Consider the following 24,040-nt stretch of genomic DNA (forward strand, 5'->3'; position numbering starts at 1 on the left):
TTATGATCCCGGATATCAAACCCAACAGCGTGCTCTACCTCAACAATGTCTCGGTTTCCTTCGACGGCTTCAAAGCGCTGAACTCGCTTTCGATTGTGATCGAGCCCGGTGAGCTTCGCGCCATCATCGGCCCGAACGGCGCCGGCAAAACGACGATGATGGACATCATCACCGGCAAGACGCGGCCTGACGAGGGCGAGGTCTATTTCAACGGCGAGATCGATCTCACCAAAAAGGATGAAGCGGACATCGCCCAGCTCGGCATCGGCCGGAAATTCCAGAAGCCGACGGTGTTCGAAAGCCACACGGTCTGGGACAATCTGGAACTGGCGCTGAACCGTAAGCACGGCGTCTTTCCGACGCTCTTCTACCGCCTGTCTTCCGACGACAAGGTGCGCATCGAGGAAATCCTGGAAACCGTGCGATTGACGCATCGTCGCGACGAACTCGCGGCGAACCTCTCGCATGGCCAGAAGCAGTGGCTGGAGATCGGCATGCTGCTGGCGCAGGAGCCGAAGCTGCTGCTCGTCGACGAGCCGGTTGCCGGCATGACGGATGCCGAAACAGCCGAGACTGCGATACTGCTCCGGGAAATTGCCAGGACCCGCTCCGTCGTCGTCGTCGAACACGATATGGGCTTCATCCGCGATCTCGGCGTCAAGGTGACCTGCCTGGCGGAAGGCTCCGTGCTCGCGGAAGGGTCAATCGATTTCGTGAGTTCCGATCCGAAGGTGATCGAAAATTATTTGGGGCGGTGAGGGATGATCGATCTGTTTGTCGTTCGTGGGACTCTGACCCCTCCCCAAGCCATCCCCACAAGGGGGAGGGGCTGGAGAGGGGATCTTGTATCCGAAAAACGCCAGGAGACGGCATCATGTTGACAGTCGAAAACGCAAATCTTCACTATGGCGCCGCTCAGGCGCTGCGCGGCATCTCCATCAAGGCGGACATGGGCAAGATCACTTGTGTGCTGGGGCGGAACGGCGTGGGGAAGAGCTCTCTTCTCCGCGCCGTCACCGGCCAGCATCCGCTGTCGGCCGGAACAGTCAGCTTCAACGATGTGGCGCTCAACGGCCTGCCGCCTTACGCGCGTGCCAAGCAGGGCATCGGCTACGTGCCGCAGGGCCGTGAAATCTTCCCGCTGCTGACCGTCAAGGAAAACCTCGAAACCGGCTTTGCTCCGCTTGGCCGCCGCGACCGCAACATCCCCGACGACATCTTCAGTCTCTTCCCGGTGCTGAAGTCGATGTTGTCCCGTCGCGGCGGCGATCTTTCTGGCGGTCAGCAGCAGCAACTGGCGATCGGGCGGGCCATGGTGACGCGGCCTAAGATCCTTGTGCTGGACGAGCCGACCGAGGGCATTCAGCCGTCGATCATCAAAGATATCGGCCGGGCCATCCGCTATCTGCGCGACTCGACCGGTATGGCAATCCTGCTCGTCGAACAGTATCTCGATTTCTGCCGCGAGCTTGCCGACTACGTCTACATCATGGACCGCGGCGAGATCGTCCAGGAGGGGTCGGCGGAGACACTGGATACGGCCGAGGCGCGCCGCCACCTGACCGTTTGAGCGGCATATGCCGCATTCCAAGGCAGCTTCCATGTTCTGACCAAGCATGCCCGCCATCGCTCCTCTAAGATCGGCAGGCGGCATAAAAATTGCTTGCTTTCAACTATTTGCCGGATTGAATGAGAACAGCCGGGCAAGCGGCGAAGGTGCCAAGGGAATGGAATGACGATCGTGGCCGCAATCATCAGACCGCAAAGGGCCGAGGGGCGGGGGCATCTGGCGGCAAAGCTGCTGGACGGGCGGGCGCGTATCCGCGAACTTTATCAGGAGGGTGCCGCCAAAATCCGCCTGCCGGAGACCTTCGATGACTCCTTGGAAGCCGTCATCATCAACACCGCCGGCGGGCTGACCGGCGGCGACCGGATGAACTGGAGCGTTGTCGCAGGACCCGGAACACGCATCGATGTGACGACGCAGGCCTGCGAGAAGATCTACAAGGCATCCGCTGGAACGGCTGAAGTCACGACGACGATTGAGGCAGGCGCTGGATCTCGTGTCGACTGGCTGCCGCAGGAGACCATCCTGTTCGATCGCGCCTCGCTATTCCGCCGCCTCGACGTCGATCTCGACGAGACGGCGGAATTCCTGGCTGTCGAGGCGATCCTGCTCGGCCGCAAGGCGATGGGCGAGGCGATGGAGACCGGGCTCTTCCGCGATCGCTGGCGCATCCGCCGGGCTGGCAGGCTGATCCATGCCGAGGAGTTGCGGCTTGACGGTGCCGTAAGCGCGCTGACTGCGCGCCAACCCATCCTCGGCGGGCAGGTGGCTTTTGCTACGTTGCTTTATACTGGTCCCCTCGCCGATAGCTATCTCGCGAAGGTGCGCCCCTTGCTCGACGACCACATGGCGGGCGCCAGCGCCTGGAACGGCAAGCTCGTCGTGCGCGCTGCAGCCGCTGACGGATTTGCCCTCAGAAAAGTCCTGATCCCGGTCATTTCCGCCTTGCGCAACGGAGCGCCTGTGCCGAAAGTCTGGAATCTCTAGTTTCAAGCAAGTGGATGGACGATGAACCTCACTCCGAGAGAAAAAGACAAGCTGCTCATCTCGATGGCGGCGATGGTGGCGCGGCGCCGGCTGGAACGCGGCGTGAAGCTCAATCATCCTGAGGCGATTGCGCTGATCACCGATTTCGTCGTGGAAGGCGCGCGTGACGGCCGGCCGGTCGCCGAGTTGATGGAAGCGGGGGCGCATGTCATCGGCCGGCATCAGGTGATGGAGGGCGTCGCCGAGATGATCCATGACGTGCAGGTGGAGGCGACTTTCCCGGACGGCACCAAGCTCGTCACCGTCCACGAACCGATTCGCTGAGGAGGCTCTGATGCTCGAACTTCGACCGAACTGCGAATGCTGTGACAAGGACCTGCGGCCGGAAAGCCGGGAGGCAATGATCTGCACCTTCGAGTGCACCTTCTGTGCCGATTGTGCGAGCGATGTGTTGCAGGGCCAATGCCCGAATTGCGGCGGCGAGTTCACCCGCCGCCCGGTGCGTCCAGCAGCCATGCTTGGCAAATATCCGGCATCGACGAAACGTGTCGTGAAAGCCGAGGGCTGCGCGCCCGTGAAGGCGGCGTGAGGAGAGATAAGATGATCCCAGGCGAAATCATTGCCGCAAGCGGCGACATCGAACTGAACGCCGGCGCGCCGACCGTCACCATTGAAGTATCGAACACCGGCGACCGCCCCGTGCAGGTCGGCAGCCACTACCATTTTGCCGAAACGAATGCCGGCCTCTCCTTCGATCGCGACAAGGTGCAGGGCATGCGGCTCGACATCCCGGCGGGCACGGCCGTGCGTTTCGAGCCTGGCCAGACACGTTCCGTGACGCTGATCCCGCTTTCCGGCAAGCGCGAAGTTTACGGCTTCCGCCAGCTCGTGATGGGTAAGCTCTGAGAGGAAAAACGGGAGGAATCGATGCGGTTGACCATGTATCTCGCCGGCGCCGCGGCATGCTTGATGATGGCAGGCATCACGCAGGCCCAGGAGCCGGATTGCAAGAACCCGAAGACCCAGTTCGACATGACTTTCTGCGAGCAGTCGCGATACGAGACGGCTGATGCAGCGCTGAACGAGCAGTGGAAGAAGGCGCGTGCGGCGGTCGCGGCGGCCGACAAGGATCTGGACGAGAAGGATCGCGGAGCCGAGAAAGCGCTGCTAACTGCGCAACGCGCCTGGATTTCCTATCGCGATGCCCAGTGCGAGGCTTTCGGCTTCCAGGCGCGCGGCGGCACGATGGAGCCTATGCTGGTCGCGGGTTGCCTTGCCAACCTGACCGATGAACGCACCAAGCAGCTCAAAGAGCTTTCCGACGCGATGGGGCTAAGGTGAGCCGCAAGATCATGATCATCGGCAATGGGGAAATCGGTGAGACAGGTGCGGCGGCAATCGCAGCCGCGGACTTCGTCATCCGTTTCAACGAATGCCGCTCCTTTGTCGTAAGTCCCGGCCGCACCGACGTCGTGGCCGTCTGCAACACCGGGCGCCCGGCCAAGGCGATGCTGGGTTCGGACGCGTGGCGGAGCCACCCGGCCGTCACGGAAGCTTCGGAAATCTGGAGCGTCCGCGATCCCGAAAAATTTGCTGCGCTGCGTGTGCCGCTTGCCGTTTCGCATCCTGAACTCGGCGACTTCTGCGACGATTATACGAGTCAGTTCAACGCCTTCTGCGCGGAAGCCGGCAAGCAGCATGTAGTTGTTGAGAAAGTGATTCATGAAGCGGTCGATAATGCCCTGGCGACCTTTGATCCCGCACCCTACGTCGTTCCGAGCAGCGGCATGATCGCGATTGCCGAGACCTTCAGCAGGTTTCCGAAATCCGAGATCGGCCTTGCCGGCTTCAGTCATACCGGCTGGGAGTGGCACCCCTTCGCTGCCGAAAGGCAGCTCGTCGACAGCTATATCGCAGATGGCCGGCTGACACGCTATGCAGCCGAACCGTCTCTTTCTTCCTCCCAAGGAGCCTGACATATGCCCCACAAGATTTCCCGCGCTGCCTATGCCAGCATGTTTGGTCCGACCATCGGCGACAAGGTCCGGCTTGCCGATACCGAGCTTTTCATCGAGGTCGAAAAGGATTTCACCACCTACGGTGAAGAGGTGAAGTTCGGCGGCGGCAAGGTAATCCGCGACGGCATGGGGCAGAGCCAGGTGACGCGCGCCAACGGGGCGGTCGATACCGTCATCACCAATGCGGTGATCGTCGATCATACCGGCATCGTGAAGGCCGATATCGGCCTCAAGGACGGACGGATCGTCGCGATCGGTAAGGCCGGCAATCCGGACACCCAGCCGGGCGTCAACATCATCGTCGGTCCGGGCACCGAAGCGATCGCGGGCGAGGGCAAGATCGTGACAGCCGGCGGGATGGACTGCCACATCCATTTCATCTGCCCGCAGCAGATCGAGGAAGCGCTGATGAGCGGGCTTACTTGCATGCTCGGCGGCGGCACCGGCCCCGCTCATGGTACGCTGGCGACGACCTGCACGCCAGGCCCGTGGCACCTCGCCCGGATGATCGAGGCGGCCGACGCGTTTCCGATGAACCTCGCCTTCGCCGGCAAGGGCAATGCCTCGCTGCCCGGCGCGCTTGAGGAAATGGTGCTCGCCGGCGCCACCTCGCTGAAGCTGCACGAGGACTGGGGCACGACGCCGGGCGCGATCGACTGCTGCCTGACGGTTGCCGATCAGTACGACGTGCAGGTGATGATCCACACCGACACGTTGAACGAGAGCGGCTTCGTCGAGGATACGATCGGCGCCATCAGGGGCCGCACGATCCATGCCTTCCACACGGAAGGCGCAGGCGGCGGCCACGCGCCGGACATCATCAAGATCTGCGGTCAGGCGAACGTCATTCCGTCGTCGACGAACCCGACACGGCCCTACACGGTCAACACGATCGCCGAGCACCTCGACATGCTGATGGTCTGCCATCATCTTTCGCCGTCGATCCCGGAAGACATCGCTTTTGCCGAGAGCCGCATCCGCAAAGAGACGATCGCGGCGGAAGACATTCTCCACGATATCGGCGCCTTCTCGATCATCTCGTCGGACAGCCAGGCCATGGGCCGTGTCGGCGAGGTGGCGATCCGCACCTGGCAGACGGCCGACAAGATGAAGCGCCAGCGCGGACGCTTGAACGAAGAGAAGGGCGACAATGACAATTTCCGCGTCCGCCGTTACATCGCCAAATACACGATCAACCCGGCGATTGCGCACGGCCTTTCTCATGAGATCGGCTCCGTCGAAGTCGGCAAGCGCGCGGACCTCGTCATCTGGAATCCGGCCTTCTTCGGCGTGAAGCCGGACATGGTGCTGCTCGGCGGTTCGATCGCCGCAGCACCTATGGGCGATCCGAATGCCTCGATCCCGACACCGCAGCCGGTGCATTACCGACCGATGTTTGCCTCATACGGCAAGAGCTTGACCAACTCATCCGTCACTTTCGTTTCGCAGGCGTCGCTCGACGCTGGGCTGAAGGCCAAGCTCGGCGTCGCCAAGAAGCTCGTCGCGGTCAAGAATACCCGCGGCGGCATCTCCAAGGCGTCGATGATCCACAACAGCCTCACGCCGCATATCGAGGTCGATCCGGAGACCTACGAGGTGCGCGCCGACGGCGAACTGCTTACCTGCGAACCGGCAACCGTGCTGCCGATGGCGCAGCGTTATTTCCTGTTCTGAGAAATCGCCCAGGTGCACGGAGAATTCTGATGAAAGGGAGCGTCCGCTGGCTATTGCGTGCTGTGGCCCTGCTGATCCTGTCGGTGGCGAGCGGGACCGTCATCCCCCGACCGCTGGTCCATCCTGTCCAGGCGTCTTCCGATGGGAATGCATCGCTGCGAATCCTCATGCTGTCAGGCCCCATTCACACAGACATTGCCATTCCACTCGATGACAGGGCAAGGAAGGCGTTCCCTTTCCTTGAAAGCGCGCGCATTCCGGTCAGGGATCCGGCGGCACAATGGCTGATTTTCGGCTGGGGCGGCCGCGCCTTCTATCTTGAAACTCCGACCTGGGGAGACCTTAAGCCGTTGCCGGTACTGCGGGCGCTAACGATCGACAGTTCCGTCCTGCACGTAGATGTCGCGGGGTATATTTCCGAAACGCATCCATCCGTTTCAGCATTCAATCTCAGCGGCAATCAGTTCGAGCGGTTGCTCGATTTCATTTCGAACAGCTTTGCAGGTCAGGTGGGCGAGGCCGTGCCGATTCCGGGTGCAGCTTACGGAATGTTCGACCGTTTCTTCGAGGCGAAAGGCTATTTCAACGCCTTGCTGGGTTGCAACACCTGGACTGCTGCCGCTCTGCGTTCCGTGGGGCTGCGGACGGGCATGTGGAATCCTGTCCCGCAGACATTGAACTTATCTCTTGGTCTCCACAATTGAACTACCAGCCGTGTTGCCAATGGTACCGTCGCAGCTTGCTACTCTTAAAGTCAGCTATCAACCTCGCTCTTCTATCGGTTGTGAAAAACGGCAAAATATTCTGAAGAGGAAGATTGCTGCAACCCAAGTGCCTGGAACGTTTTAAAGTCCTAATGATCTTTTCTTTTCAGCCCTTTGACCTCGTTTTTGTGATTATTGATTCCTCTCCAAGCGGCCTGCCTCGAGCGCGCGAAAACATCACAACATTAAATAGCATAAACCCGTTTCAATTTTAACGATCTGCTTAAGACCCCGGCAGGAGTTGAGCACTAATCAGGTATTTCATGCGACGCCGAGCTGGAGGTCGATTCTCATGAGGAGCTGGATTTTTCTCCAGGCTGAACTTGGCAATTTTCACCATCGCGGCACGATCTTCAGTTTCGCGCTGAAGATGAGCTTTGCCGCCGTTATCCTGTCGATCCTGTTGATCCTCGTGGTGATGCCGCCGCTTGCCTTCCTTGGTGTGCTGCCGTTCACGCTCGCTCTCTCCATCAGCTACAGCATCGCGCTGTCCTGGCTCCTCAGTGGCATTGTCTGCGGTATCCTTTCGCTGATTGTCGGTCATGCCATGCATCAACTGACGGTATCGCGTGCGGCGTTCGAAAAGCTCAGCCGCACCGATACGCTGTCCGGGCTGTTGAACCGCCGTGCGTTTACGGAGGCGCTCGACAATATCGATGACCGCGCCTCGCTGGCGATCTTCGATGTCGACCGCTTCAAGGCGATCAACGACCGTTTCGGCCATGCCTGCGGCGACGCCGTCATCATCGCGGTTTCCGCAATTCTCGCCTCGGCATTCGACGGTTCTTCGGTCGTTGCGCGTCTCGGCGGCGAGGAGTTCGGCGTCATCGTTTCAGGCGGTGACGTTGAAGAGCGGCTGCAGAAGATCGAAGCCGTGAAGGCGCAGATTGCCCGACGGCCCATCGCTGCCGACGGCTGCGACATATCGATCACTATTTCGGCCGGCATTGCCGATCTTCTGCCCGGGCGCAGCAAGGAGGCCGTTTATGCGTCCGCCGACAAGGCGCTTTATCTGGCAAAGGCGCTCGGCCGCAACCGCATCGTTCACGAGAGGAACGCCCTGAACCACGCATGGCATCATCATCTGGTCGAGGGCGGTCTCGGGGTCCAGGGCGCGGTGCCAGACTACGATGACACGCAGCGTGCCTACGGCATATAACTGTTTCGCAAAGCGCATTGGTGCTTGCGCCGCCAAGCGCTATTTTGCATGGTCGTGATCTCACAGAAACGGACATCACATGCAGCATGTTACCTCCTATCTTCCGGCCGGAACCCCGTCTTCCAATCCCATTGGCAAGGTCGTCCTGCCACATGATCTGAGGCATCTGCGCCGTAAACTTTTGCATCTCGAAAACGGCGACATGGTCATGCTCGACCTGAAGGAACCGGTGCTGTTTTCAAGCGGCGACATGCTGGTCCTCGAGGACGGCGAACTCATCGAAATTCAGGCCGCGGACGAAAAGCTTTTCGAGATCAAGGGCCGGGACCGGCTGCATCTCATCGAGCTTGCCTGGCATCTCGGCAACCGCCATCTCGGTGCGCAGATCGAAGAGGAACGCATCCTGATCCTTCGCGACCATGTGATCCGGTCGATGCTCGAAGGGCTCGGCGCGACTGTCAGCGAAGTCACCGAGCCATTCCAGCCTGCCCGCGGCGCCTACCATTCCCATGGCAGTCACTCACATGGTCACGATCATGGCCACCACGCGCATGACTAAACCGCAATGAGCGGGAGCGGCGACCTACAGGGCTTGCTGCGTCTTATGGCATGGCTCTCGCCGGCCTTTCCGGTCGGCTCGTTCGCCTATTCCGGCGGCCTCGAGCGCGCCGTCCATGACAGGCTCGTCACCGATGCGGCCTCGCTGGACGGATGGATCGAAACACTGGTTTCCCACGGGAGCATCTGGAACGATGCCGTGCTCTTTGCAGCGAGCTGGCGGATGCAATCGGATGCAGCGGAGCTTGCGAACCTTGCCGCCTTGGCGGAGGCCTTTGCTGGGTCGCGGGAGCGCCATCAGGAGACCATGCTGCTCGGCGACGCCTTTCTGGCGGCGGCACGCGCCTGGCCCGATACCGTCTTCGATCGGCTGCCGCGGGCCGCTGCCTATCCCGTTGCCGTCGGCGCAGCCGCCAGCGCTCATGGCATAGCGCTGCAAAAGGCACTCGCGGCCTTCCTGCATGCTTATGTCTCGCAGTCAGTCTCGGCCGGCATCCGGCTCGGCGTCGCCGGACAAAAGGACGGCGTCGCCATCCTGGCGCGGTTGGAAGAGGCGATCGCCGCAACTGCGCATAGGGCCTCCTGTTCGACGCTCGACGATCTGGGTTCGGCGGCGGTTCAGGCGGATATCGCCTCGCTGCGGCACGAGACGCAGACGACGAGGCTCTTCCGCTCCTGACGGGAGTCTGCGCTATTTGCCGGTGGCAGCGCCGCTCTTCGGGCGGTATCATCTGCCGAAATGGAGTGTGACATATGAAATCGAGAAACGGACCTCTTCGCGTGGGCATCGGCGGACCTGTCGGCTCCGGAAAGACGGCGCTGACGGAAAAGCTCTGCAAGGCGTTGCGCGACGATTATTCCGTCGCCGTCGTCACCAACGACATCTACACGATCGAGGATGCCGAAGCGCTGATGCGCATGCAGGCGCTGCCGTCGGACCGTATCGTTGGCGTGGAAACCGGCGGTTGCCCGCATACGGCAATCCGCGAGGACGCGACAATCAATCTGCAGGCGATCGCCGGTCTCAATGAGCGTATTCCGGATCTCGATGTCGTTTTCATCGAGTCCGGCGGCGACAATCTGGCAGCGACGTTTTCGCCCGATCTGGCCGATATCACCATCTATGTGATCTCCGTTTGCCAAGGCGAAGAAATCCCTCGCAAGGGCGGGCCGGGCATCACAAAATCGGACCTGCTGGTGATCAACAAGAAGGACCTCGCACCCTATGTCGGCGCCGATCTTGAGGTCATGGACCGCGACGCGGCGCGCATGCGCGACAGGCGCCCGTTCGTCTTCTCCGACATGAAGCGCGGCGACGGCATCGGCCCAATCGTCAGCTTCTTGAAGGAGCAGGGCGGGCTCTGACGGTAGATTCGTCACTCAGAAAGGCCCGGGGGGCGCGAGGGTTAGTCGGCCTGGCCGTCATCCGCGGGCAGGAAACGCGTCTCCCACTCGCTTTCCGGAATTTCTTCACCAACTGAAAACTCGAATGCGACGATCTTCTCGATATCCGGAGAGGCCTCGCATTTGAATTTGATATTGTACCAATGGCGGTTGCTTCGAAACGCGCCGCCTTCGGCTTGAAGGGTCAGGCCGGAGAGCTTCGTATCCGCCATAGCGTAAGCGACCAGGAAATCCGGCTTGAATTCGGCCTTCCATCTACGGACCTGCTCCATCGCTTCGATATTGCAGAGTTGAACAATGCGTTCGCCGGTTGCCAGCTGCCGCATGCCCTCACGTGCCTGCTTGCTTCGCGGATCGGCCAAGATCGCTGCGGAAAAGAGCTGTGTTGGCCGAACCATGGTCCTTGAATCCGGTGTTGAATCCGGAAGCGCCGGGGGCAGCAGGGTCGCCTCCTTTGCCGGCTGCTCGGGTTGGGCGCCGTCCTGCGCGCTTCGACAGCAGGCGGCTTCGTTTCCCCATCGATCGATGGAGACGTCAGAAGCTCGACGGTTATGCTTTCTTCCAACGGCGAAAGCTGCTGGCGCCCGGCTGGAACGAAGGCAAGCCCGATGACGGCGGCGATATGGAATGCGAGCGCAACCGCAGTGCTTCGCCAGGCCGTTTTGTCGTCCTGCCGAAAAGTCCCCAGGTTCTCTGCGACAATCGAAACCTGGAAGACCCGCTGCTAAAAATATCTTCGAAAAGGAAACCCGTTCACAACGGCTGTTGCGCGCAGCTTTCAATTCCAATTCCACATAAATGAAAGGCCGGGTTCGCCCCGGCCTCTAAACACTCGCGTAACCTCACTCCGCCGCAAAGGGCGGCAGGCGGACTACGTTCTTGTCGTTGGCATTGGCGCTCTTGCGCTTGCCTTCCGGATTCTCGATCGCTTCCACCCGTTCCGAGAGAGAGCCGATGGCTTCCGTCAGTTCCTCGCGGGACATTGCCAGCTCTTCCTGATCCTTCTTGCCCACGAGGCGGCCGAAGAGCCAGCGGAGCAGGAGCGAGAGATCGTCCATGATCAGGAAGAAGGACGGCACGACGACCAGCGACAGCACTGTCGAGACGATGATGCCGCCGATCACGGCGATCGCCATCGGCGCGCGGAACGAGCCGCCTTCGCCGACGCCGAGTGCCGAGGGCAGCATGCCGGCCGACATGGCGATCGAGGTCATGATGATTGGCTGGGCGCGCTTGCGGCCGGCCTCCACCATGGCTTCGACGCGCTCCATGCCCCGGCGGCGCATCTCGATGGCGAAGTCGACGAGCAGGATGGCGTTCTTCGTCACGATGCCCATCAGCATCAGGTTGCCGATCAGAACCGGCATCGAGAGCGGATTGTTGGTGATGATCAGAGCAACCGCCACGCCGCCGATAGCCAGCGGCAGCGAGAACAGGATGGTGAACGGCTGGATCACATCCTTGAAGAGCAGGATCAGGACGGCCAGAACCATCATCAGCCCCATCAGCATCGCGTTGACGAAGCTCTGCTGCATTTCCTTCTGGACCTTTGTGTCGCCGCTTTCAGCAAGCTGCACGGTCGACGGGATAGCGGTGTCCTTGACGATCTGCAGGAAGCGCGCCGATGCCGTGTCGAGAGCCACGCCTTGCGGCAGGTCGGAGCCGATGGCGACGACGCGATTGCGGTTGTTGCGCTTGACGGAGCTCGCACCTTCCGAATAGTCGATGTCAGCCACGGTCGAGAGCGGAACGATCGCGCCGCTCGCCGTCTGGATCTTCAGCGCGCGGATGGCGGCAAGATCGCGCCGCATATCGAGCGCGGTCTGAACCCGGATCGGGATCTGGCGGTCGTCGAGATTGATCTTGGCGAGCGCCGCATCAATGTCGCCGATCGTGGCGACGCGGATCGTATCGGAGATCTGCTCCGGCGTGATGCCGAGGCGGGCAGCCTGGTCCTTGCGCGGACGAACCTGCAGTTCCGGACGTGGCAGGGCGCCTTCGGCGCTGACGTTTGCCAGCAGCGGATCGGCACGCAGCTTCGATTCCAGAAGGCCAACTGCTTCGTTCAGGTCCTTCTCGTTCTTGGAGAGGAAGTTGAACGACAGGTCGCGCTCGCCGCGGTCGTTGAGCTTCAGGATTCGAACGTCCGGAATATCCTTCACCTTGGCGAAGACTTCCTTTTCGATATCCCATTGTGGACGCTCGCGGCCATGAACTTCGACCTTTGGCAGGTAGGGGCCGATGACCGGGAAGGAGCCGAAGACATCGTTGACAACCCTCTTCACCAGCGAGTGGTCCAGCTTGAAGAGCGTGAGTGTGATCGTTGCGCGGCGCAGTTCGAGATCGCCTTTGGGCGAGGCGCCGCCGAGAACGAAGACGCTTTCGACCCCGTTGATGTCCTTGACCCTGTTATAGATCGCGTTGGACGTCTGTTCGGTGTCTTCGAGCTTCGCATTCGGCGGCAACTCGACGGAGAGCACGATACGCGAGGCGTCTTCCGGCGGCAGGAAGCTGCCGGGAACCTGGGCAAGCAGCGCGACCGAGCCGACCAGGAAGCCGATCGCCGCAAACAGCGTCGCATAGCGCGACCACCAGTGGCCGGTCGTGGCACGCACGAGACGCGTATAGCCGCGGAAGAAGAGGCCGTCATTGTCGTGATGGTCGTCCTGGCCGTCCTGGGCGCGCATCAAGTAAGCCGCCATCATCGGCGTGATGAGGCGTGCCACGACGAGCGAGAAGAACACCGAGAAGGCGACCGTCAGGCCGAACTGGATGAAGTACTGGCCGGGAATGCCCGGCATGAACGACACCGGCACGAAGACGGCGATGATCGTGAACGTCGTGGCGATAACGGCGAGGCCGATTTCGTCCGCCGCTTCGATCGCAGCCCGATAGGGTGTCTTGCCCATCTTGATGTGCCGGGCGATGTTCTCGATTTCCACGATCGCATCGTCGACGAGAATACCCGTCGCGAGCGTGAGGGCGAGGAAGCTGACGAGGTTCAGCGAGAAGCCCATCAGGTCCATGATCCAGAAGGTCGGGATCGCCGACAGGGGGAGAGCGATCGCCGAAATCAGCGTCGCGCGCCAGTTCTTCAGGAACAGGAACACGACGACAACCGCCAGCAGCGCACCTTCCATCAAAGTGTGGAGGGCCGCTTCATAGTTGCCGTAGGTAAAATAGACGGAATCATTGATCAGTTCGATGCCGACATTCGGGTTTTCCGCGCGCACCTTGTCGAGGCTTTGCGCCACCGTTTCGGCGACACTGACTTCGCTGGCGCCCTTAGCACGGAAGACGCCGAAGGTAACGACGGGCGTATCGTCGAAGCGCGAGAAGGACTTCGGCTCCTGATAGGTGTCCTTGATGGCGCCGAGCTCGGCGAGCTTGACGAAGCGGCCGTTCGGCAGCGCGATCGTCGTATTGGCGAGTTCCGCGACATTGCGGGCATCGCCGAGAACGCGGATCGCCTGCTCGCTGCCGGCCACCTGACCGCGCCCGGAACCGAGGTCGACGTTGGTGCCGTGCAGCTGCTGGTTCACGCTGGCGGCGGTGATGCCGTAGGCGTTCAGCTTGTCGGGGTTGAGCTCGATGCGCACTTCGCGGTCGGCGCCGCCGTAGCGATCCACACGGCCGATGCCGGCCTGACCCTGCAGGGCGCGCTTGATCGTGTCATCGACGAACCAGGAGAGTTCCTCGAGCGTCATGTCCGGCGAGGAGACTGCGAAGGTCTGGATTGCCTGGCCTTCGACGTCGACCTTGGCGACGATCGGTTCCTCGACATTGGCCGGAAGATCGCTGCGGATGCGGTCGATCGCGTCCTTGGTGTCCTGGACTGCCTGCTCCGTCGGCACTTCCATGCGGAACATCACGTTGGTTTGTGACTGGCCGTCGGTGACCGTAGACTGGATTTCGTCGATGCCGTTGATCGAGGCGACGGCGTCTTCGATTTCCTTTGTCACCTGCATTTCGAGTTCGGCAGGCGAAGCGCCGCTCTGCGTCACGGTGATCGAGACGAGCGGCACGTCAATGTTCGGGAAGCGTGTGATCGGCAGCTTATAGAAGGACTGAATGCCGACAAAAAGCAGCAGAGCGAAAAGCAGCAGCGGCGCTACGGGATTTCGGATGGACCAGGCTGAAAAGTTCATCGGGCCGTCTCTCAGTTGGAAGCAGCGGGCTGTTCGCGAACCGGCGTAATGCGGTCGCCGTCGCGCACATAGGCGCCGGCCTTGGCGACGACTTCGTCGCCGTCCTTCAGGCCCTTCACGATCTCAATATAGGCGCCGTCCTGGATGCCGGTCTCTACTTTGGCGAATCTCACAACTCCGTCTTCGACCCTGCGGGCGGACGAGCCTTCGCTGCTCGTCAGGACCGCCGAAAGCGGCAAAGCCACGTTCTCGGCCGTTCTCATGATAATTTCGGCGCTGCCGTACATGCCGGAGCGCGCCTTCCTGTCATCATCGATCAGAATATGGACGAGGCCAAGGCGCGTTGTCGGATCGACGGTCGGCGAAACGAGACGTACGGAACCAGAAAGCTTGTCGCGGCTGCCGGCAAGCGAGATCGTCGCCTTCTGGCCCGGTTCGATTTTGATGATATCGCTCTCGCCGACCTCGGCGACCAGTTCGATGTCGTTGTCGCGGATGACGGTGAAGAGCGGATCGCCCGAGCCAAGGGCGATCGCGCCGACCTTGGCGTTCTTCGCCGAAACCGTACCTGCAACCGGCGTCCTCACATCGGTGCGGGCAAGCCTCAAGTCCGTGTCGGCGATCTGGCTGTCGACAACCTTGAGATCCGCCTGGGCAACCATGATAGCCTGTTCGGCAGATTTCACGCGGGCATTGGCCGAAGCGGCGGTGGCGTCCGCCTGTTCCACAGTCGCAGTGGACACCGTGCCCTTCTTCACCATTTCCCGCGCGCGGGCCTGTTGCTGGCGGGCCTGCTCGGCATTCGCCTCTGCTTCGACCAATTGTGCCCGCAACTGCGCGAGCGTCGCCTCGCCCTTTGCTTTCGTTGCCTCCATCTGGCTCTTCTGCAGGAGCAGCGCGTCGTCATTCAGCGTCGCAAGCGTGCTGTCTGCCGCAACCTTGTCGCCGACATCGGCATTCAACGCGCGGATCGAAAGGCCCTCAACCTGCGGCTGGATATAGACTTCCTCGACCGGCTTCACTGTGCCGGTCGCCACCACGCGGTCAACGAGCGCGCGCGTCTTGGCGGTGGTCACGACGATTGCCGGCAGGTTCTGCTGTGGCGTCGTGGTTGCAGTTTCCTGCGCGAAGGCGGGAGATATCGCGAGCGCGGCGATCAGAAGGGTGGAGGCGCGTAGTATTGTGAGCGTGCGTGCCATGGGTCGTCATCCAAATATTTGACATAATAAGCCAAAATCGCGCGTTGTCCCTCAGCTCGCGAAGAGGCCATTTCGTCTCTGTGTTCTCAGAGGTATTCCCGCATTATTCGCCGTCTCTATTACAGAGAAGTGTCTCCTCCGGCAAATCCGGCCTGTAAATGGTAGCGATTTGCTCAATATGCAAGACCGGCAGAATATAATTCCCCTATCCGACATGTTAATTACCGTTTATGGCTAGATCAATCACCGTATGGTTATGGGCGCATTCCGATCATTGATCGCAGCCGTGTATTGCCGGTACATTACAATGACGTGCGAGCTTCCGCCGATGCGACATTCCCCTGCAAGTTTTTTGCGGTGGTTTTAAGGAATAAAAAACGCGCGGATTTCGCCGCGCGTTTCCGTTTTCGGAATTGGGTGGAATTACTTCGCAGCCGCGTCCGTGATGTCGTGCGTCCAGGCGCCGGTAGGCTCCTTGTTGATGATCTTCTGGTCGAGAAGAGCCTTGGCCGTGCGATCGTAGAGCGCCGTGTCGAGCTTGCCGGTGCCGTTGCCGATCAGCTTGGCGACTTCGCCCATCATGCGCTTCTGGTGGTTCTCGTCCTGGCCGCCGGCATCGACGACGATTTCGGCTGCTTCATCCGGATTTTCTGTTGAGTATTTCCAGCCCTTCATCGACGCCTTGACGAACTTGACCATCTTTTCCTTGAAAGCCGGGTCCTTGAGCTTGTCTTCCATCGCATAGAGGCCGTCTTCGAGAAGATCGTTGCCCATTTCCGTGTAGTTGAAGACGATCAGCTCTTCCGGCTTGAAGCCCGCATCGATCGCCTGCCAGTATTCATTGTAGGTCATGACGGAGATGCAGTCTGCCTGCTTCTGGAGCAGCGGCTGCACGTCGAAGCTCTGCTTCAGGACGGTCACGCCATCAGGGCCGCCGTCGGTCTTCAGGCCGATCTTGTTCATCCAGGCGAAGAACGGATACTCGTTGCCAAAGAACCAGACACCGAGGGTGCGGCCCTTGAAGTCGGCTTCGGTTTTCACCGGGCCGTCCTTGCGGCAGATCATTTCCATGCCCGACTTCTGGAAGGGCTGGGCGATGTTGACGAGCGGCACGCCCTTTTCGCGGGCAACCAGCGCGCCGCCCATCCAGTCGACGATCACATCGGCGCCGCCGCCGGCGATGACCTGTTCGGGCGCGATATCCGGGCCGCCCGGCTTGATATCAACGTCGAGGCCCTCTTCCTCGTAATAGCCCTTCTCCTTGGCGACGTAATAGCCGGCGAACTGGCTCTGGGTAACCCATTTCAGCTGCAGGGTCACCTTGTCGGCAGCCATTGCATGGGCTGCGGCGAGCGACATTGCGCTTGCCATCATTGCAACCATCAGTTTTTTCATTTTCTTTTCCCTCTGAAGTTATGCCCCAATCCCATTTGCGGGAATAAAGCGACGTCTAGCCACCACGGATAGACGGATGCCAGAAAGTCACCGCCCTTTCGGCGAGGGCGACGGCCCCATAGAAGATCGAGCCCGCCAGCGCCGCAACGGCGATTTCAGCCCAGACCATGTCGACATTCATGCGGCCGATCTCGGTGGAGATGCGGAAGCCCATGCCGACGATCGGCGTTCCGAAGAATTCCGCAACGATGGCACCAATCAGCGCCAGCGTCGAGTTGATCTTCAGTGCGTTGAAAATGAAAGGCATGGCGGCGGGAAGCCGAAGCTTCAGCAGCGTCTGCCAGTAGTTGGAGGCATAGGTGCGCATCAGGTCGCGCTCCATGTTGCCCGAGGCGGCTAGTCCCGCGACGGTATTCACCAGCATCGGGAAGAAGGTCATGATGATGACGACGGCAGCCTTCGACGGCCAGTCGAAGCCGAACCACATGACCATGATCGGCGCCACGCCGATGATTGGCAGCGCCGAGACCATATTGCCGATTGGCAGCAGGCCACGGCGCAGGAACGCCACGCGATCGGCCAGGATCGCGACGATGAAGCCACTGGCGCAGCCGACGGAGTAGCCAATCAGCACGGCCTTGAAGATCGTCTGGCGCACGTCGTCGCCGAGGATCGTCAGCGATCCCGCGATGCGGGCGCCGATGGCGCTTGGCGGCGGCAGGAGGACGAAAGGAATGCCCGCACCGCGGGTCGCCGTTTCCCAGAGGATGAGGATCCAGGCGCCGAAGATCGCCGGGATCAGCAGGCGCAGGAACGAGCTTGCGAAATTCGAGGCAGGGTTGAGCTTGGAAAGCACGGTGACGCAGCGCCAGGCGAGCAGCCAGCAGGCGGCGATCAGAAGGAAGAAGGACTTCGCCGCCATGCCCTCGTTGCCGGCTATGCCAGAGAGCAGCATCCAGGCGGCTTCATAGGTGCCGATCAGCAGAACGGTCGCGGAATAGAGCCCCGGCAGGGGTGCCATGGAAATGAGGGCGGATGCCGCGACGATAACCATGACAAGCATCACCGTTTCATCGCTGAAGGGGTGGGGCGCGCCTTTGTTGAGGAGCGGTAGCGAGAGCAGCGCCACTGCGCAGAGAAAAAGCGCGATCACCGCCTGCCAGGAGACACCCAGGTTCTTCATGCCGGTCTCCCGCCCATGGCGCGATCAACGATCTTTGCCACGAGGCCGACGATCGCAACAAGCGTGGCCGCCAGCACCGAGCCCGCCACGAGTGCCGCCCAGATATCGATCGTCTGGCTGTAGTAGGAACCGGCGAGAAGCTTCGAACCGATGCCGGCGACGGCCCCGGTCGGAAGTTCGCCGACGATTGCGCCGACGAGACTTGCGGCGATCGCCACCTTCATCGATGTAAAGAGGAACGGGATCGAGGCCGGGACACGCAGCTTCCAGAAGGTCTGCAATGCGGTCGCATTATAGGTGCGCATCAGGTCGAGATGCATGATCTCCGGCGAGCGCAGGCCCTTGACCATGCCAACGGCGACGGGGAAGAAGGAGAGATAAGTCGAGATCAGCGCCTTCGGAATCAGGCCGGTGATGTTGATTGCGCCGAGCACCACGATGACCATCGGCGCGATCGCCAGGATCGGCACCGTCTGCGATGCGATGATCCACGGCATCAGGCTGCGGTCGAGCGTCTTGATGTGCACGATGCCGACGGCGATTGCGATGCCGAGCAGGGTTCCGAGCGCAAAGCCGACGACGGTGGAGGACAGCGTTACGCCGGCATGATAGATTAGGCTGCGATTGCTGGAGAGTTTTCGCAGGAAGGTGTTCTCGAAGACGCTGTTCGCCACCTGATGCGGCGCCGGCAGGATCGGCTTCGGCTGCGAGAGCGTCTTGCCGATGAATTCCATCGTGGCGGGGGCGACGTTGCCGCGCTGGTCCATGTCGCGCTGGAAGGGCGCGTTCATCAAGACCGCTGCGACATACCAGAAGACGACGAGCGCCAGCAGGATCGTCAGGACGGGGATGACTTTGTCCTTGAGGGTGTCGGGGGTCATGGGCATGCCCTCCCGGTGCCGAGTATGCCGGCAGCCCCCTCTGTCCTGCCGGACATCTCCCCAACAAGGGTGGAGATTGGGTCGGCGCCGGCTCCTTGCTCCTCATTTGCGTCGCGCAAGGACGAACCTATGTCGTTTGGCGAGACCAGAACGGCACAGTGATCTCCCCCCTTGTTGGGGAGATGCCCGGCACGGCAGAGGGGGGTGGCGAAGGAACGCAAATCCCTACTCCTCATAGCTATGCCCCGCTCTCAGCCCCTCACGCACGCGGTGGGCGATTTCCAGGAATTCCGGGGTTTCGCGGATGTCGAGCGGGCGTTCGGCGGGAAGCGTGGAGTCGATCACGTCGGTGACGCGGCCGGGCCGTGGGGACATGACGATGATCTTCGTGGAGAGATAGACGGCTTCGGGGATCGAATGGGTGACGAAGCAGATCGTCTTGTTGGTGCGCGACCAGAGCTTCAAAAGCTCTTCGTTCAGGTGGTCGCGGACGATTTCGTCGAGTGCGCCGAAGGGTTCGTCCATCAGCAACAGGTCGGCATCGAAGGCGAGCGCGCGGGCGATCGACGCGCGCTGCTGCATGCCGCCGGAAAGCTGCCAGGGGAACTTTTTCTCGAAGCCGGCAAGGTTGACGAGATCCAGCGCCCCGGCGATGCGCTTCTTCCGGTCTGCGGCGGCATAGCCCATGATTTCGAGGGGGAGCGCGATGTTCTTCTCGATCGTCCGCCAGGGGTAGAGCGCCGGCGCCTGGAAGACGTAGCCATAGGCGCGTGCCTTGCGGGCTTCGTCCGGCGTCATGCCGTTGACGGTGATTTCGCCCGATGTCCTCTTCTCCAGATCGGCGATGACGCGCAGGAACGTCGTCTTGCCGCAGCCCGACGGACCGATGAAGGAGACGAAGTCGCCCTTGCGGACATCGAGATTGACATCGCTCAGCGCATGCACCGGACCGTCATTCGTCTGGTAGGTGAGACAGAGATCCTTTGCGGATACGACGGATGCTTGCATCGATGCTTTACCAGTCCTGTTTTCCCCGCGTCGCCGCGGTTTGCGTGCTATGATGGTCGCCGGTTTTCTTTGCCGCGGCAAAATTCATGGAGAATGACGATGGACGCGAAGTCAAAGCCCACCTGCCACATCATTCGCCCCAGCCACGCCTATAGCGGCAAGCAGGGGTTGAGCTACTTCGAAGGCATCGCCGCCGAGACGGTCGGCGCGAAGGGCATCTGCATGCATCTTTTGACAATCCCGCCGGGCGTTCGCGCCAAGGCGCATCTGCACGAGGCGCATGAAACGGCGATCTACATGCTCTCCGGCGAAGCGCATACCTGGTATGGCGAAGAGCTGGAGCATCATGTCGTTGTCCATGCCGGCGAGCTGTTCTACATTCCGGCGGGCGTCCCGCACCTGCCCGCCAATCTCAGCAGCACGCCTTGCACGGCGATCATCGCGCGCACCGATCCCAATGAGCAGGAGAGCGTCGTCCTGCTGCCCGAACTCGACAAGATCGTGCCCGCGTGAGGCTATTTGCATAGCGGCAGAGGCCCCCACTTGATCGTGTCGTCTGAGGTGAAGCCGATCGTGTAACCCTTTGGCCCGGAAGTGATCTTGGCGGTATCGTCGCCTTCGCCTTCTTCTCCATCGGCCTGTTCTCCCTCGGCCTGGCAGGAAACGGTTGCGGTGAAGTTCTTGCCTTCGGTGGTCAGGACCTTCTTGATCTCGCAATAGGAGGCAGCTGTGGTGATCGCCTCCAAAGTCAGCAGAAAGAAGTCGTCGGAGCCGGTGCTCTCGCCGCTCTTGGCATAGGCGCAGCCGTCCTTGTTGCCGTAACTGCCCTTGATCGGCAGCGTTTCGGCTTGAGCCGCGGTGGAAAGCGCGGCCAGCGAAACGAGTGTCAGAACCGGCCAGCCGCGTGCCATGTCAGACCCCGCTTGCCGGAATGCCGGTGCGTTCGACCTTGCGCGGGGCGGTGACTTCCTTCCAGGTCGATAGCGCCTTGCTGACGGCTGTGACCGGTTCGCGCTTGACGAATTCGCCGTGGCCCTCTTGCGTCTTGATTATGTCCTCTTCAATGGCGACCACGCCTCGCGTCAGCGTGTAGCGCGGCAGGCCGGTGACCTGCTTGCCCTCAAAGACGTTGTAGTCGATGGCCGACTGCTGGTTTTTCGAGGTGATGGTCTTTGCGCGCTTCGGGTCCCAGACGACGAGGTCCGCGTCGGCACCTACAAGGATCGCGCCTTTCTTTGGGTAGATATTGAGGATCTTGGCGATGTTCGTGGAGGTGACGGCGACGAACTCGTTCATCGTCAGGCGGCCGGTATTGACGCCGTAGGTCCAGAGCATCGGCATGCGGTCTTCCAGGCCGCCGGTGCCATTCGGGATCTTGGTGAAATCGCCGACGCCGAAACGCTTCTGGTCGGTGGTGAAAGCGCAATGGTCGGTCGCCACCACCTGCAGCGAACCGGAAGCAAGGCCCGCCCAGAGGCTGTCCTGATGCTGCTTGTTGCGGAAGGGCGGCGACATCACGCGGCGGGCGGCATGATCCCAATCCTTGTTGAAATATTCGCTCTCATCGAGCGTCAGGTGCTGGATCAGCGGCTCGCCGTAGGCGCGGATACCTTTTTGGCGGGCACGGCGGATCGCTTCGTGCGCCTGTTCGCAGGAGGTGTGGACGATATAGACCGGGCAGCCGGCCATGTCGGCGATCATGATTGCGCGGTTGGTTGCCTCGCCTTCGACTTCCGGCGGCCGGGAATAGGCATGCGCTTCCGGGCCGTTATTGCCCTCGGCGATCAGCTTTGCCTGCAATTGCGCAACGACGTCGCCGTTTTCGGCGTGGACCAGCGGCAGCGCTCCGAGTTCGGCACAGCGGCGGAAGGAGGAATACATCTCGTCGTCGTCCACCATCAGCGCGCCTTTGTAGGCCATGAAATGCTTGAAGGTGTTGATGCCCTTGTCCTCGACGACGGTCTTCATCTCGTTGAAGACCTGCTCGCTCCACCAGGTGATCGCCATGTGGAAGGAATAATCGCAATTGGCGCGCGTCGACTTGTTGTCCCACATGGTCAACGCTTCGAGCAGCGACTGGCCGGGCGAGGGAAGAGCAAAATCGACCACCATGGTCGTACCGCCGGAAAGGGCGGCGCGTGTACCGCTCTCGAAATCGTCGGAAGAGTAGGTGCCCATGAACGGCATTTCGAGATGCGTATGCGGGTCGATACCGCCCGGCATGATGAAACAGCCGGAGGCGTCCAGCACCTCGCCGCCGGAAAGGTTCGGCCCGATCTCGACGATCTTGCCGCCTCCGATTTCGATGTCGGCTTTGTAGGTGAGGTCCGCGGTAATAATGGTGCCGCCCTTGATGACTGTGGTCATTCTCCGAACTCCCTGCCGCTGCGCGGTGCCTGCGCAAGCTGTTTATCCAACGACTGGCGGTAGCGAATGCAGCCGCGCATGAACTGGGGCCAATCCGGCACGATCTGGCCGCCGGGCGGTGTGTCCGGCAGAAGCGCCCACATGTCGGGGTGATGCCAACAGAGCTCGTGCATGGACGTATCCCGGTGGGTGCGGATCGCATGGCGCATGGCGCGGGCTGCCGAGAGCAATTCGGCATGCGTCATTGCGTTCAGATCTGCATCCAAATTCGCCATCAAACCACAATCTCCGCCGTCTCGACCACGGCATGAAACAGCACGTCCGCACCGGCGGTCGCCCATTCCTTGGAAATCTCCTCCGCCTCGTTGTGCGACAGGCCGCCGACGCAGGGGCACATGATCATCGTCGTTGGCGCGACCTTCGCGGCCCAGCAGGCGTCGTGGCCGGCGCCGGAGATGAGGTTCATGTGGCTATAGCCGAGCCTTTCGGCGGCGTTGCGCACGGCGGTAACAAGCTTCGGATCGAAGGTCACCGGTTCGAAATGGCCGATCGCCTCGATCGAACAGCCGACGCCCAGCGCATCGGTAATCTTCGGCGCCTCGGCTTCGATTTTCGCCCGCATGCGGTCGAGTTTTTCCTTGTCCGGCGAGCGGATGTCGACGGTAAAGACGACCTTGCCCGGCAGCACGTTGCGGGAATTCGGCGAGAAGAAAACCTGGCCGACGCCGCCGACGGCACCCGGCTGCTCGCTCATGGCGACCTCCTGGACCATCTCGAAGATGCGCGCCATAGCCAGGCCGGCATTGACGCGCATGTTCATTGGTGTTGAGCCGGTATGGGCTTCCCTGCCGGTCAACGTGAGTTCGAGCCACCAGAGGCCCTGACAGTGCGTGACGACGCCGATCTGCTTCTCCTCGGCTTCGAGGATCGGCCCCTGCTCGATGTGATATTCGAAGTAGGCGTGCATCTTGCGGGCGCCGACCTCTTCGTCTCCGAGCCAGCCGATACGCTTCAGTTCGTCGCCGAACGTCTTGCCCTCGGGATCCTTGCGACCATAGGCAAAGTCCAGCGAATGGACGCCGGCGAAGACGCCGGAGGCAAGCATCGCCGGGGCAAAACGGGCGCCTTCCTCATTGGTCCAGTTGGTGACGACGATCGGGTGTTTCGTCCTGATGCCGAGGTCGTTCATCGTGCGGACGACTTCGAGCGCGCCAAGCACGCCGAGTACGCCATCATATTTGCCGCCGGTCGGCTGGGTGTCGAGATGCGAGCCGACATAAACGGGGAGCGCATCGGGATCGGTGCCGGGACGGGTTGCGAACATCGTGCCCATCTTGTCGACGCCTACGGTCAGGCCTGCGGCCTCGCACCATGTGCGGAAGAGCCTGCGGCCCTCGGCGTCGGCATCCGTCAGCGTCTGGCGATTGTTGCCGCCGGCAATTCCGGGGCCGATCTTCGCCATGTCCATGAGACTGTCCCAAAGTCGGTCCCCGTTGACGCGCATGTTCTCGCCTGGTGCTGCCACCATGTCTGAAAATCCTCACCTGTTTTTCACGGTCATGCAAAGAACATGCGCCGTCTGTTCCCATCGTCAATTCCCGTTGCGTTTGTTTGTTTTGTTACGCCGGAAAATCGCCAGTTGCCTTTGTTTTGCATCTGACAGATAATTTGACCGATTGGTAAACATTACAGCTTCCGGCGCCGGGCTCAAGACGAAAATCAGGAAAA

26 protein-coding genes are annotated in these 24,040 nt (G+C 61.1%); 15 read left to right on the top strand and 11 right to left on the bottom strand.

Annotated elements, in window-relative coordinates; translation table 11 throughout:
• The first annotated feature begins 2 nt into the window (after positions 1-2).
• The 14 genes from urtD to ureG all read left to right on the top strand — a co-directional run bounded on the left by urtD (position 3) and on the right by ureG (position 10,092).
• A complete protein-coding gene (gene urtD, locus BN1800_RS13760; RefSeq protein WP_086998275.1) occupies positions 3-758 on the top strand; it encodes an urea ABC transporter ATP-binding protein UrtD in 756 nt (251 codons plus the stop codon).
• Positions 759-874: 116 nt separating this feature from the next.
• Positions 875-1,570, top strand: coding sequence for an urea ABC transporter ATP-binding subunit UrtE (gene urtE, locus BN1800_RS13765; protein WP_086998278.1), 696 nt, complete (start codon positions 875-877; stop codon positions 1,568-1,570).
• 162 nt (positions 1,571-1,732) lie between these two features.
• Complete coding sequence (locus BN1800_RS13770; RefSeq protein ID WP_027510158.1) at positions 1,733-2,554, top strand: urease accessory protein UreD; 822 nt, start codon at positions 1,733-1,735, stop codon at positions 2,552-2,554.
• A gap of 21 nt (positions 2,555-2,575) precedes the next feature.
• Positions 2,576-2,878: an urease subunit gamma gene (locus BN1800_RS13775; protein WP_024315673.1), complete on the top strand. Its 303-nt coding sequence runs from the start codon at positions 2,576-2,578 to the stop codon at positions 2,876-2,878.
• A 10-nt stretch (positions 2,879-2,888) separates the two neighbouring features.
• The gene (locus tag BN1800_RS13780) at positions 2,889-3,143 is read left to right on the top strand and encodes a DUF1272 domain-containing protein (protein WP_086998280.1); all 255 of its coding nucleotides are present in this window, start codon (positions 2,889-2,891) and stop codon (positions 3,141-3,143) included.
• A gap of 11 nt (positions 3,144-3,154) precedes the next feature.
• On the top strand, positions 3,155-3,460 hold the full coding sequence (locus tag BN1800_RS13785; protein ID WP_022716977.1) for an urease subunit beta: 306 nt from the start codon (positions 3,155-3,157) through the stop codon (positions 3,458-3,460).
• 21 nt (positions 3,461-3,481) lie between these two features.
• Entirely contained in the window at positions 3,482-3,895 is a 414-nt protein-coding gene (locus BN1800_RS13790; RefSeq protein ID WP_086998284.1) for a lysozyme inhibitor LprI family protein, read from the top strand.
• 11 nt (positions 3,896-3,906) lie between these two features.
• Entirely contained in the window at positions 3,907-4,530 is a 624-nt protein-coding gene (locus tag BN1800_RS13795) for a Urease operon accessory protein (RefSeq protein WP_086998442.1), read from the top strand.
• A 3-nt stretch (positions 4,531-4,533) separates the two neighbouring features.
• Positions 4,534-6,246 carry an urease subunit alpha gene (gene ureC, locus BN1800_RS13800; protein ID WP_086998287.1) on the top strand — a complete coding sequence of 571 codons (1,713 nt, stop codon included), beginning with the start codon at positions 4,534-4,536 and terminating at the stop codon, positions 6,244-6,246.
• A 29-nt stretch (positions 6,247-6,275) separates the two neighbouring features.
• Positions 6,276-6,950 carry a TIGR02117 family protein gene (locus BN1800_RS13805; RefSeq protein ID WP_086998290.1) on the top strand — a complete coding sequence of 225 codons (675 nt, stop codon included), beginning with the start codon at positions 6,276-6,278 and terminating at the stop codon, positions 6,948-6,950.
• A 352-nt stretch (positions 6,951-7,302) separates the two neighbouring features.
• Positions 7,303-8,169: a GGDEF domain-containing protein gene (locus BN1800_RS13810; protein WP_086998293.1), complete on the top strand. Its 867-nt coding sequence runs from the start codon at positions 7,303-7,305 to the stop codon at positions 8,167-8,169.
• A gap of 79 nt (positions 8,170-8,248) precedes the next feature.
• On the top strand, positions 8,249-8,728 hold the full coding sequence (ureE, locus tag BN1800_RS13815; protein ID WP_086998296.1) for an urease accessory protein UreE: 480 nt from the start codon (positions 8,249-8,251) through the stop codon (positions 8,726-8,728).
• A 6-nt stretch (positions 8,729-8,734) separates the two neighbouring features.
• The gene (locus BN1800_RS13820; RefSeq protein WP_086998299.1) at positions 8,735-9,406 is read left to right on the top strand and encodes an urease accessory protein UreF; all 672 of its coding nucleotides are present in this window, start codon (positions 8,735-8,737) and stop codon (positions 9,404-9,406) included.
• A 74-nt stretch (positions 9,407-9,480) separates the two neighbouring features.
• The gene (gene ureG, locus BN1800_RS13825; RefSeq protein ID WP_027510168.1) at positions 9,481-10,092 is read left to right on the top strand and encodes an urease accessory protein UreG; all 612 of its coding nucleotides are present in this window, start codon (positions 9,481-9,483) and stop codon (positions 10,090-10,092) included.
• Between the two features lie 41 nt (positions 10,093-10,133).
• On the opposite strand, the gene BN1800_RS13830 is transcribed toward ureG, so the two are convergent.
• The 7 genes from BN1800_RS13830 to BN1800_RS13865 form a co-directional block, all read right to left on the bottom strand.
• Complete coding sequence (locus tag BN1800_RS13830; protein ID WP_086998302.1) at positions 10,134-10,529, bottom strand: DUF930 domain-containing protein; 396 nt, start codon at positions 10,527-10,529, stop codon at positions 10,134-10,136.
• Positions 10,530-10,973: 444 nt separating this feature from the next.
• Positions 10,974-14,279, bottom strand: coding sequence for an efflux RND transporter permease subunit (locus BN1800_RS13840; RefSeq protein ID WP_086998309.1), 3,306 nt, complete (start codon positions 14,277-14,279; stop codon positions 10,974-10,976).
• Positions 14,280-14,290: 11 nt separating this feature from the next.
• Positions 14,291-15,478 carry an efflux RND transporter periplasmic adaptor subunit gene (locus BN1800_RS13845; RefSeq protein WP_027510172.1) on the bottom strand — a complete coding sequence of 396 codons (1,188 nt, stop codon included), beginning with the start codon at positions 15,476-15,478 and terminating at the stop codon, positions 14,291-14,293.
• Between the two features lie 423 nt (positions 15,479-15,901).
• Positions 15,902-16,873, bottom strand: a complete 972-nt coding sequence (locus BN1800_RS13850) for an ABC transporter substrate-binding protein (RefSeq protein WP_027510173.1) — start codon at positions 16,871-16,873, stop codon at positions 15,902-15,904.
• A 55-nt stretch (positions 16,874-16,928) separates the two neighbouring features.
• Complete coding sequence (locus BN1800_RS13855; protein ID WP_086998312.1) at positions 16,929-18,056, bottom strand: ABC transporter permease; 1,128 nt, start codon at positions 18,054-18,056, stop codon at positions 16,929-16,931.
• On the bottom strand, positions 18,053-18,937 hold the full coding sequence (locus BN1800_RS13860; RefSeq protein WP_086998315.1) for an ABC transporter permease: 885 nt from the start codon (positions 18,935-18,937) through the stop codon (positions 18,053-18,055). Before BN1800_RS13860 ends, BN1800_RS13855 begins: the two co-directional genes overlap by 4 nt.
• Before the next feature lie 225 nt (positions 18,938-19,162).
• Positions 19,163-19,945, bottom strand: a complete 783-nt coding sequence (locus tag BN1800_RS13865; protein ID WP_027510176.1) for an ABC transporter ATP-binding protein — start codon at positions 19,943-19,945, stop codon at positions 19,163-19,165.
• A 99-nt stretch (positions 19,946-20,044) separates the two neighbouring features.
• On the opposite strand from BN1800_RS13865, the gene BN1800_RS13870 reads away from it, so the two are divergent.
• Positions 20,045-20,458, top strand: coding sequence for a cupin domain-containing protein (locus BN1800_RS13870; RefSeq protein WP_027510177.1), 414 nt, complete (start codon positions 20,045-20,047; stop codon positions 20,456-20,458).
• 2 nt (positions 20,459-20,460) lie between these two features.
• On the opposite strand, the gene BN1800_RS13875 is transcribed toward BN1800_RS13870, so the two are convergent.
• From BN1800_RS13875 to BN1800_RS13890, 4 genes are read right to left on the bottom strand one after another with little or no spacing between them, the layout of a single operon-like run.
• Positions 20,461-20,856 carry a hypothetical protein gene (locus BN1800_RS13875; protein WP_086998318.1) on the bottom strand — a complete coding sequence of 132 codons (396 nt, stop codon included), beginning with the start codon at positions 20,854-20,856 and terminating at the stop codon, positions 20,461-20,463.
• Between the two features lies 1 nt (position 20,857).
• Positions 20,858-22,312: a dihydropyrimidinase gene (gene hydA, locus BN1800_RS13880; protein WP_027510179.1), complete on the bottom strand. Its 1,455-nt coding sequence runs from the start codon at positions 22,310-22,312 to the stop codon at positions 20,858-20,860.
• Positions 22,309-22,587: a hypothetical protein gene (locus BN1800_RS13885; protein WP_425299002.1), complete on the bottom strand. Its 279-nt coding sequence runs from the start codon at positions 22,585-22,587 to the stop codon at positions 22,309-22,311. Before BN1800_RS13885 ends, hydA begins: the two co-directional genes overlap by 4 nt.
• A complete protein-coding gene (locus BN1800_RS13890; RefSeq protein WP_086998323.1) occupies positions 22,587-23,840 on the bottom strand; it encodes a Zn-dependent hydrolase in 1,254 nt (417 codons plus the stop codon). The genes BN1800_RS13885 and BN1800_RS13890 overlap by 1 nt, the downstream gene beginning before the upstream one ends.
• Between the last annotated feature and the right edge of the window lie 200 nt (positions 23,841-24,040).

It is taken from the genome of Rhizobium sullae (genome assembly GCF_900169785.1).
Taxonomy (GTDB): Bacteria; Pseudomonadota; Alphaproteobacteria; order Rhizobiales; family Rhizobiaceae; genus Rhizobium; species Rhizobium sullae.

Coding starts and splice junctions, on each gene's coding strand:
- urtD (WP_086998275.1), top strand. CDS start 3: ATGATCCCGGATATCAAACCCAACAGCGTGCTCTACCTCAACAATGTC.
- urtE (WP_086998278.1), top strand. CDS start 875: ATGTTGACAGTCGAAAACGCAAATCTTCACTATGGCGCCGCTCAGGCG.
- BN1800_RS13770 (WP_027510158.1), top strand. CDS start 1,733: ATGACGATCGTGGCCGCAATCATCAGACCGCAAAGGGCCGAGGGGCGG.
- BN1800_RS13775 (WP_024315673.1), top strand. CDS start 2,576: ATGAACCTCACTCCGAGAGAAAAAGACAAGCTGCTCATCTCGATGGCG.
- BN1800_RS13780 (WP_086998280.1), top strand. CDS start 2,889: ATGCTCGAACTTCGACCGAACTGCGAATGCTGTGACAAGGACCTGCGG.
- BN1800_RS13785 (WP_022716977.1), top strand. CDS start 3,155: ATGATCCCAGGCGAAATCATTGCCGCAAGCGGCGACATCGAACTGAAC.
- BN1800_RS13790 (WP_086998284.1), top strand. CDS start 3,482: ATGCGGTTGACCATGTATCTCGCCGGCGCCGCGGCATGCTTGATGATG.
- BN1800_RS13795 (WP_086998442.1), top strand. CDS start 3,907: ATGATCATCGGCAATGGGGAAATCGGTGAGACAGGTGCGGCGGCAATC.
- ureC (WP_086998287.1), top strand. CDS start 4,534: ATGCCCCACAAGATTTCCCGCGCTGCCTATGCCAGCATGTTTGGTCCG.
- BN1800_RS13805 (WP_086998290.1), top strand. CDS start 6,276: ATGAAAGGGAGCGTCCGCTGGCTATTGCGTGCTGTGGCCCTGCTGATC.
- BN1800_RS13810 (WP_086998293.1), top strand. CDS start 7,303: ATGAGGAGCTGGATTTTTCTCCAGGCTGAACTTGGCAATTTTCACCAT.
- ureE (WP_086998296.1), top strand. CDS start 8,249: ATGCAGCATGTTACCTCCTATCTTCCGGCCGGAACCCCGTCTTCCAAT.
- BN1800_RS13820 (WP_086998299.1), top strand. CDS start 8,735: ATGAGCGGGAGCGGCGACCTACAGGGCTTGCTGCGTCTTATGGCATGG.
- ureG (WP_027510168.1), top strand. CDS start 9,481: ATGAAATCGAGAAACGGACCTCTTCGCGTGGGCATCGGCGGACCTGTC.
- BN1800_RS13830 (WP_086998302.1), bottom strand. CDS start 10,529: ATGGTTCGGCCAACACAGCTCTTTTCCGCAGCGATCTTGGCCGATCCG.
- BN1800_RS13840 (WP_086998309.1), bottom strand. CDS start 14,279: ATGAACTTTTCAGCCTGGTCCATCCGAAATCCCGTAGCGCCGCTGCTG.
- BN1800_RS13845 (WP_027510172.1), bottom strand. CDS start 15,478: ATGGCACGCACGCTCACAATACTACGCGCCTCCACCCTTCTGATCGCC.
- BN1800_RS13850 (WP_027510173.1), bottom strand. CDS start 16,873: ATGAAAAAACTGATGGTTGCAATGATGGCAAGCGCAATGTCGCTCGCC.
- BN1800_RS13855 (WP_086998312.1), bottom strand. CDS start 18,056: ATGAAGAACCTGGGTGTCTCCTGGCAGGCGGTGATCGCGCTTTTTCTC.
- BN1800_RS13860 (WP_086998315.1), bottom strand. CDS start 18,937: ATGACCCCCGACACCCTCAAGGACAAAGTCATCCCCGTCCTGACGATC.
- BN1800_RS13865 (WP_027510176.1), bottom strand. CDS start 19,945: ATGCAAGCATCCGTCGTATCCGCAAAGGATCTCTGTCTCACCTACCAG.
- BN1800_RS13870 (WP_027510177.1), top strand. CDS start 20,045: ATGGACGCGAAGTCAAAGCCCACCTGCCACATCATTCGCCCCAGCCAC.
- BN1800_RS13875 (WP_086998318.1), bottom strand. CDS start 20,856: ATGGCACGCGGCTGGCCGGTTCTGACACTCGTTTCGCTGGCCGCGCTT.
- hydA (WP_027510179.1), bottom strand. CDS start 22,312: ATGACCACAGTCATCAAGGGCGGCACCATTATTACCGCGGACCTCACC.
- BN1800_RS13885 (WP_425299002.1), bottom strand. CDS start 22,587: ATGGCGAATTTGGATGCAGATCTGAACGCAATGACGCATGCCGAATTG.
- BN1800_RS13890 (WP_086998323.1), bottom strand. CDS start 23,840: ATGGTGGCAGCACCAGGCGAGAACATGCGCGTCAACGGGGACCGACTT.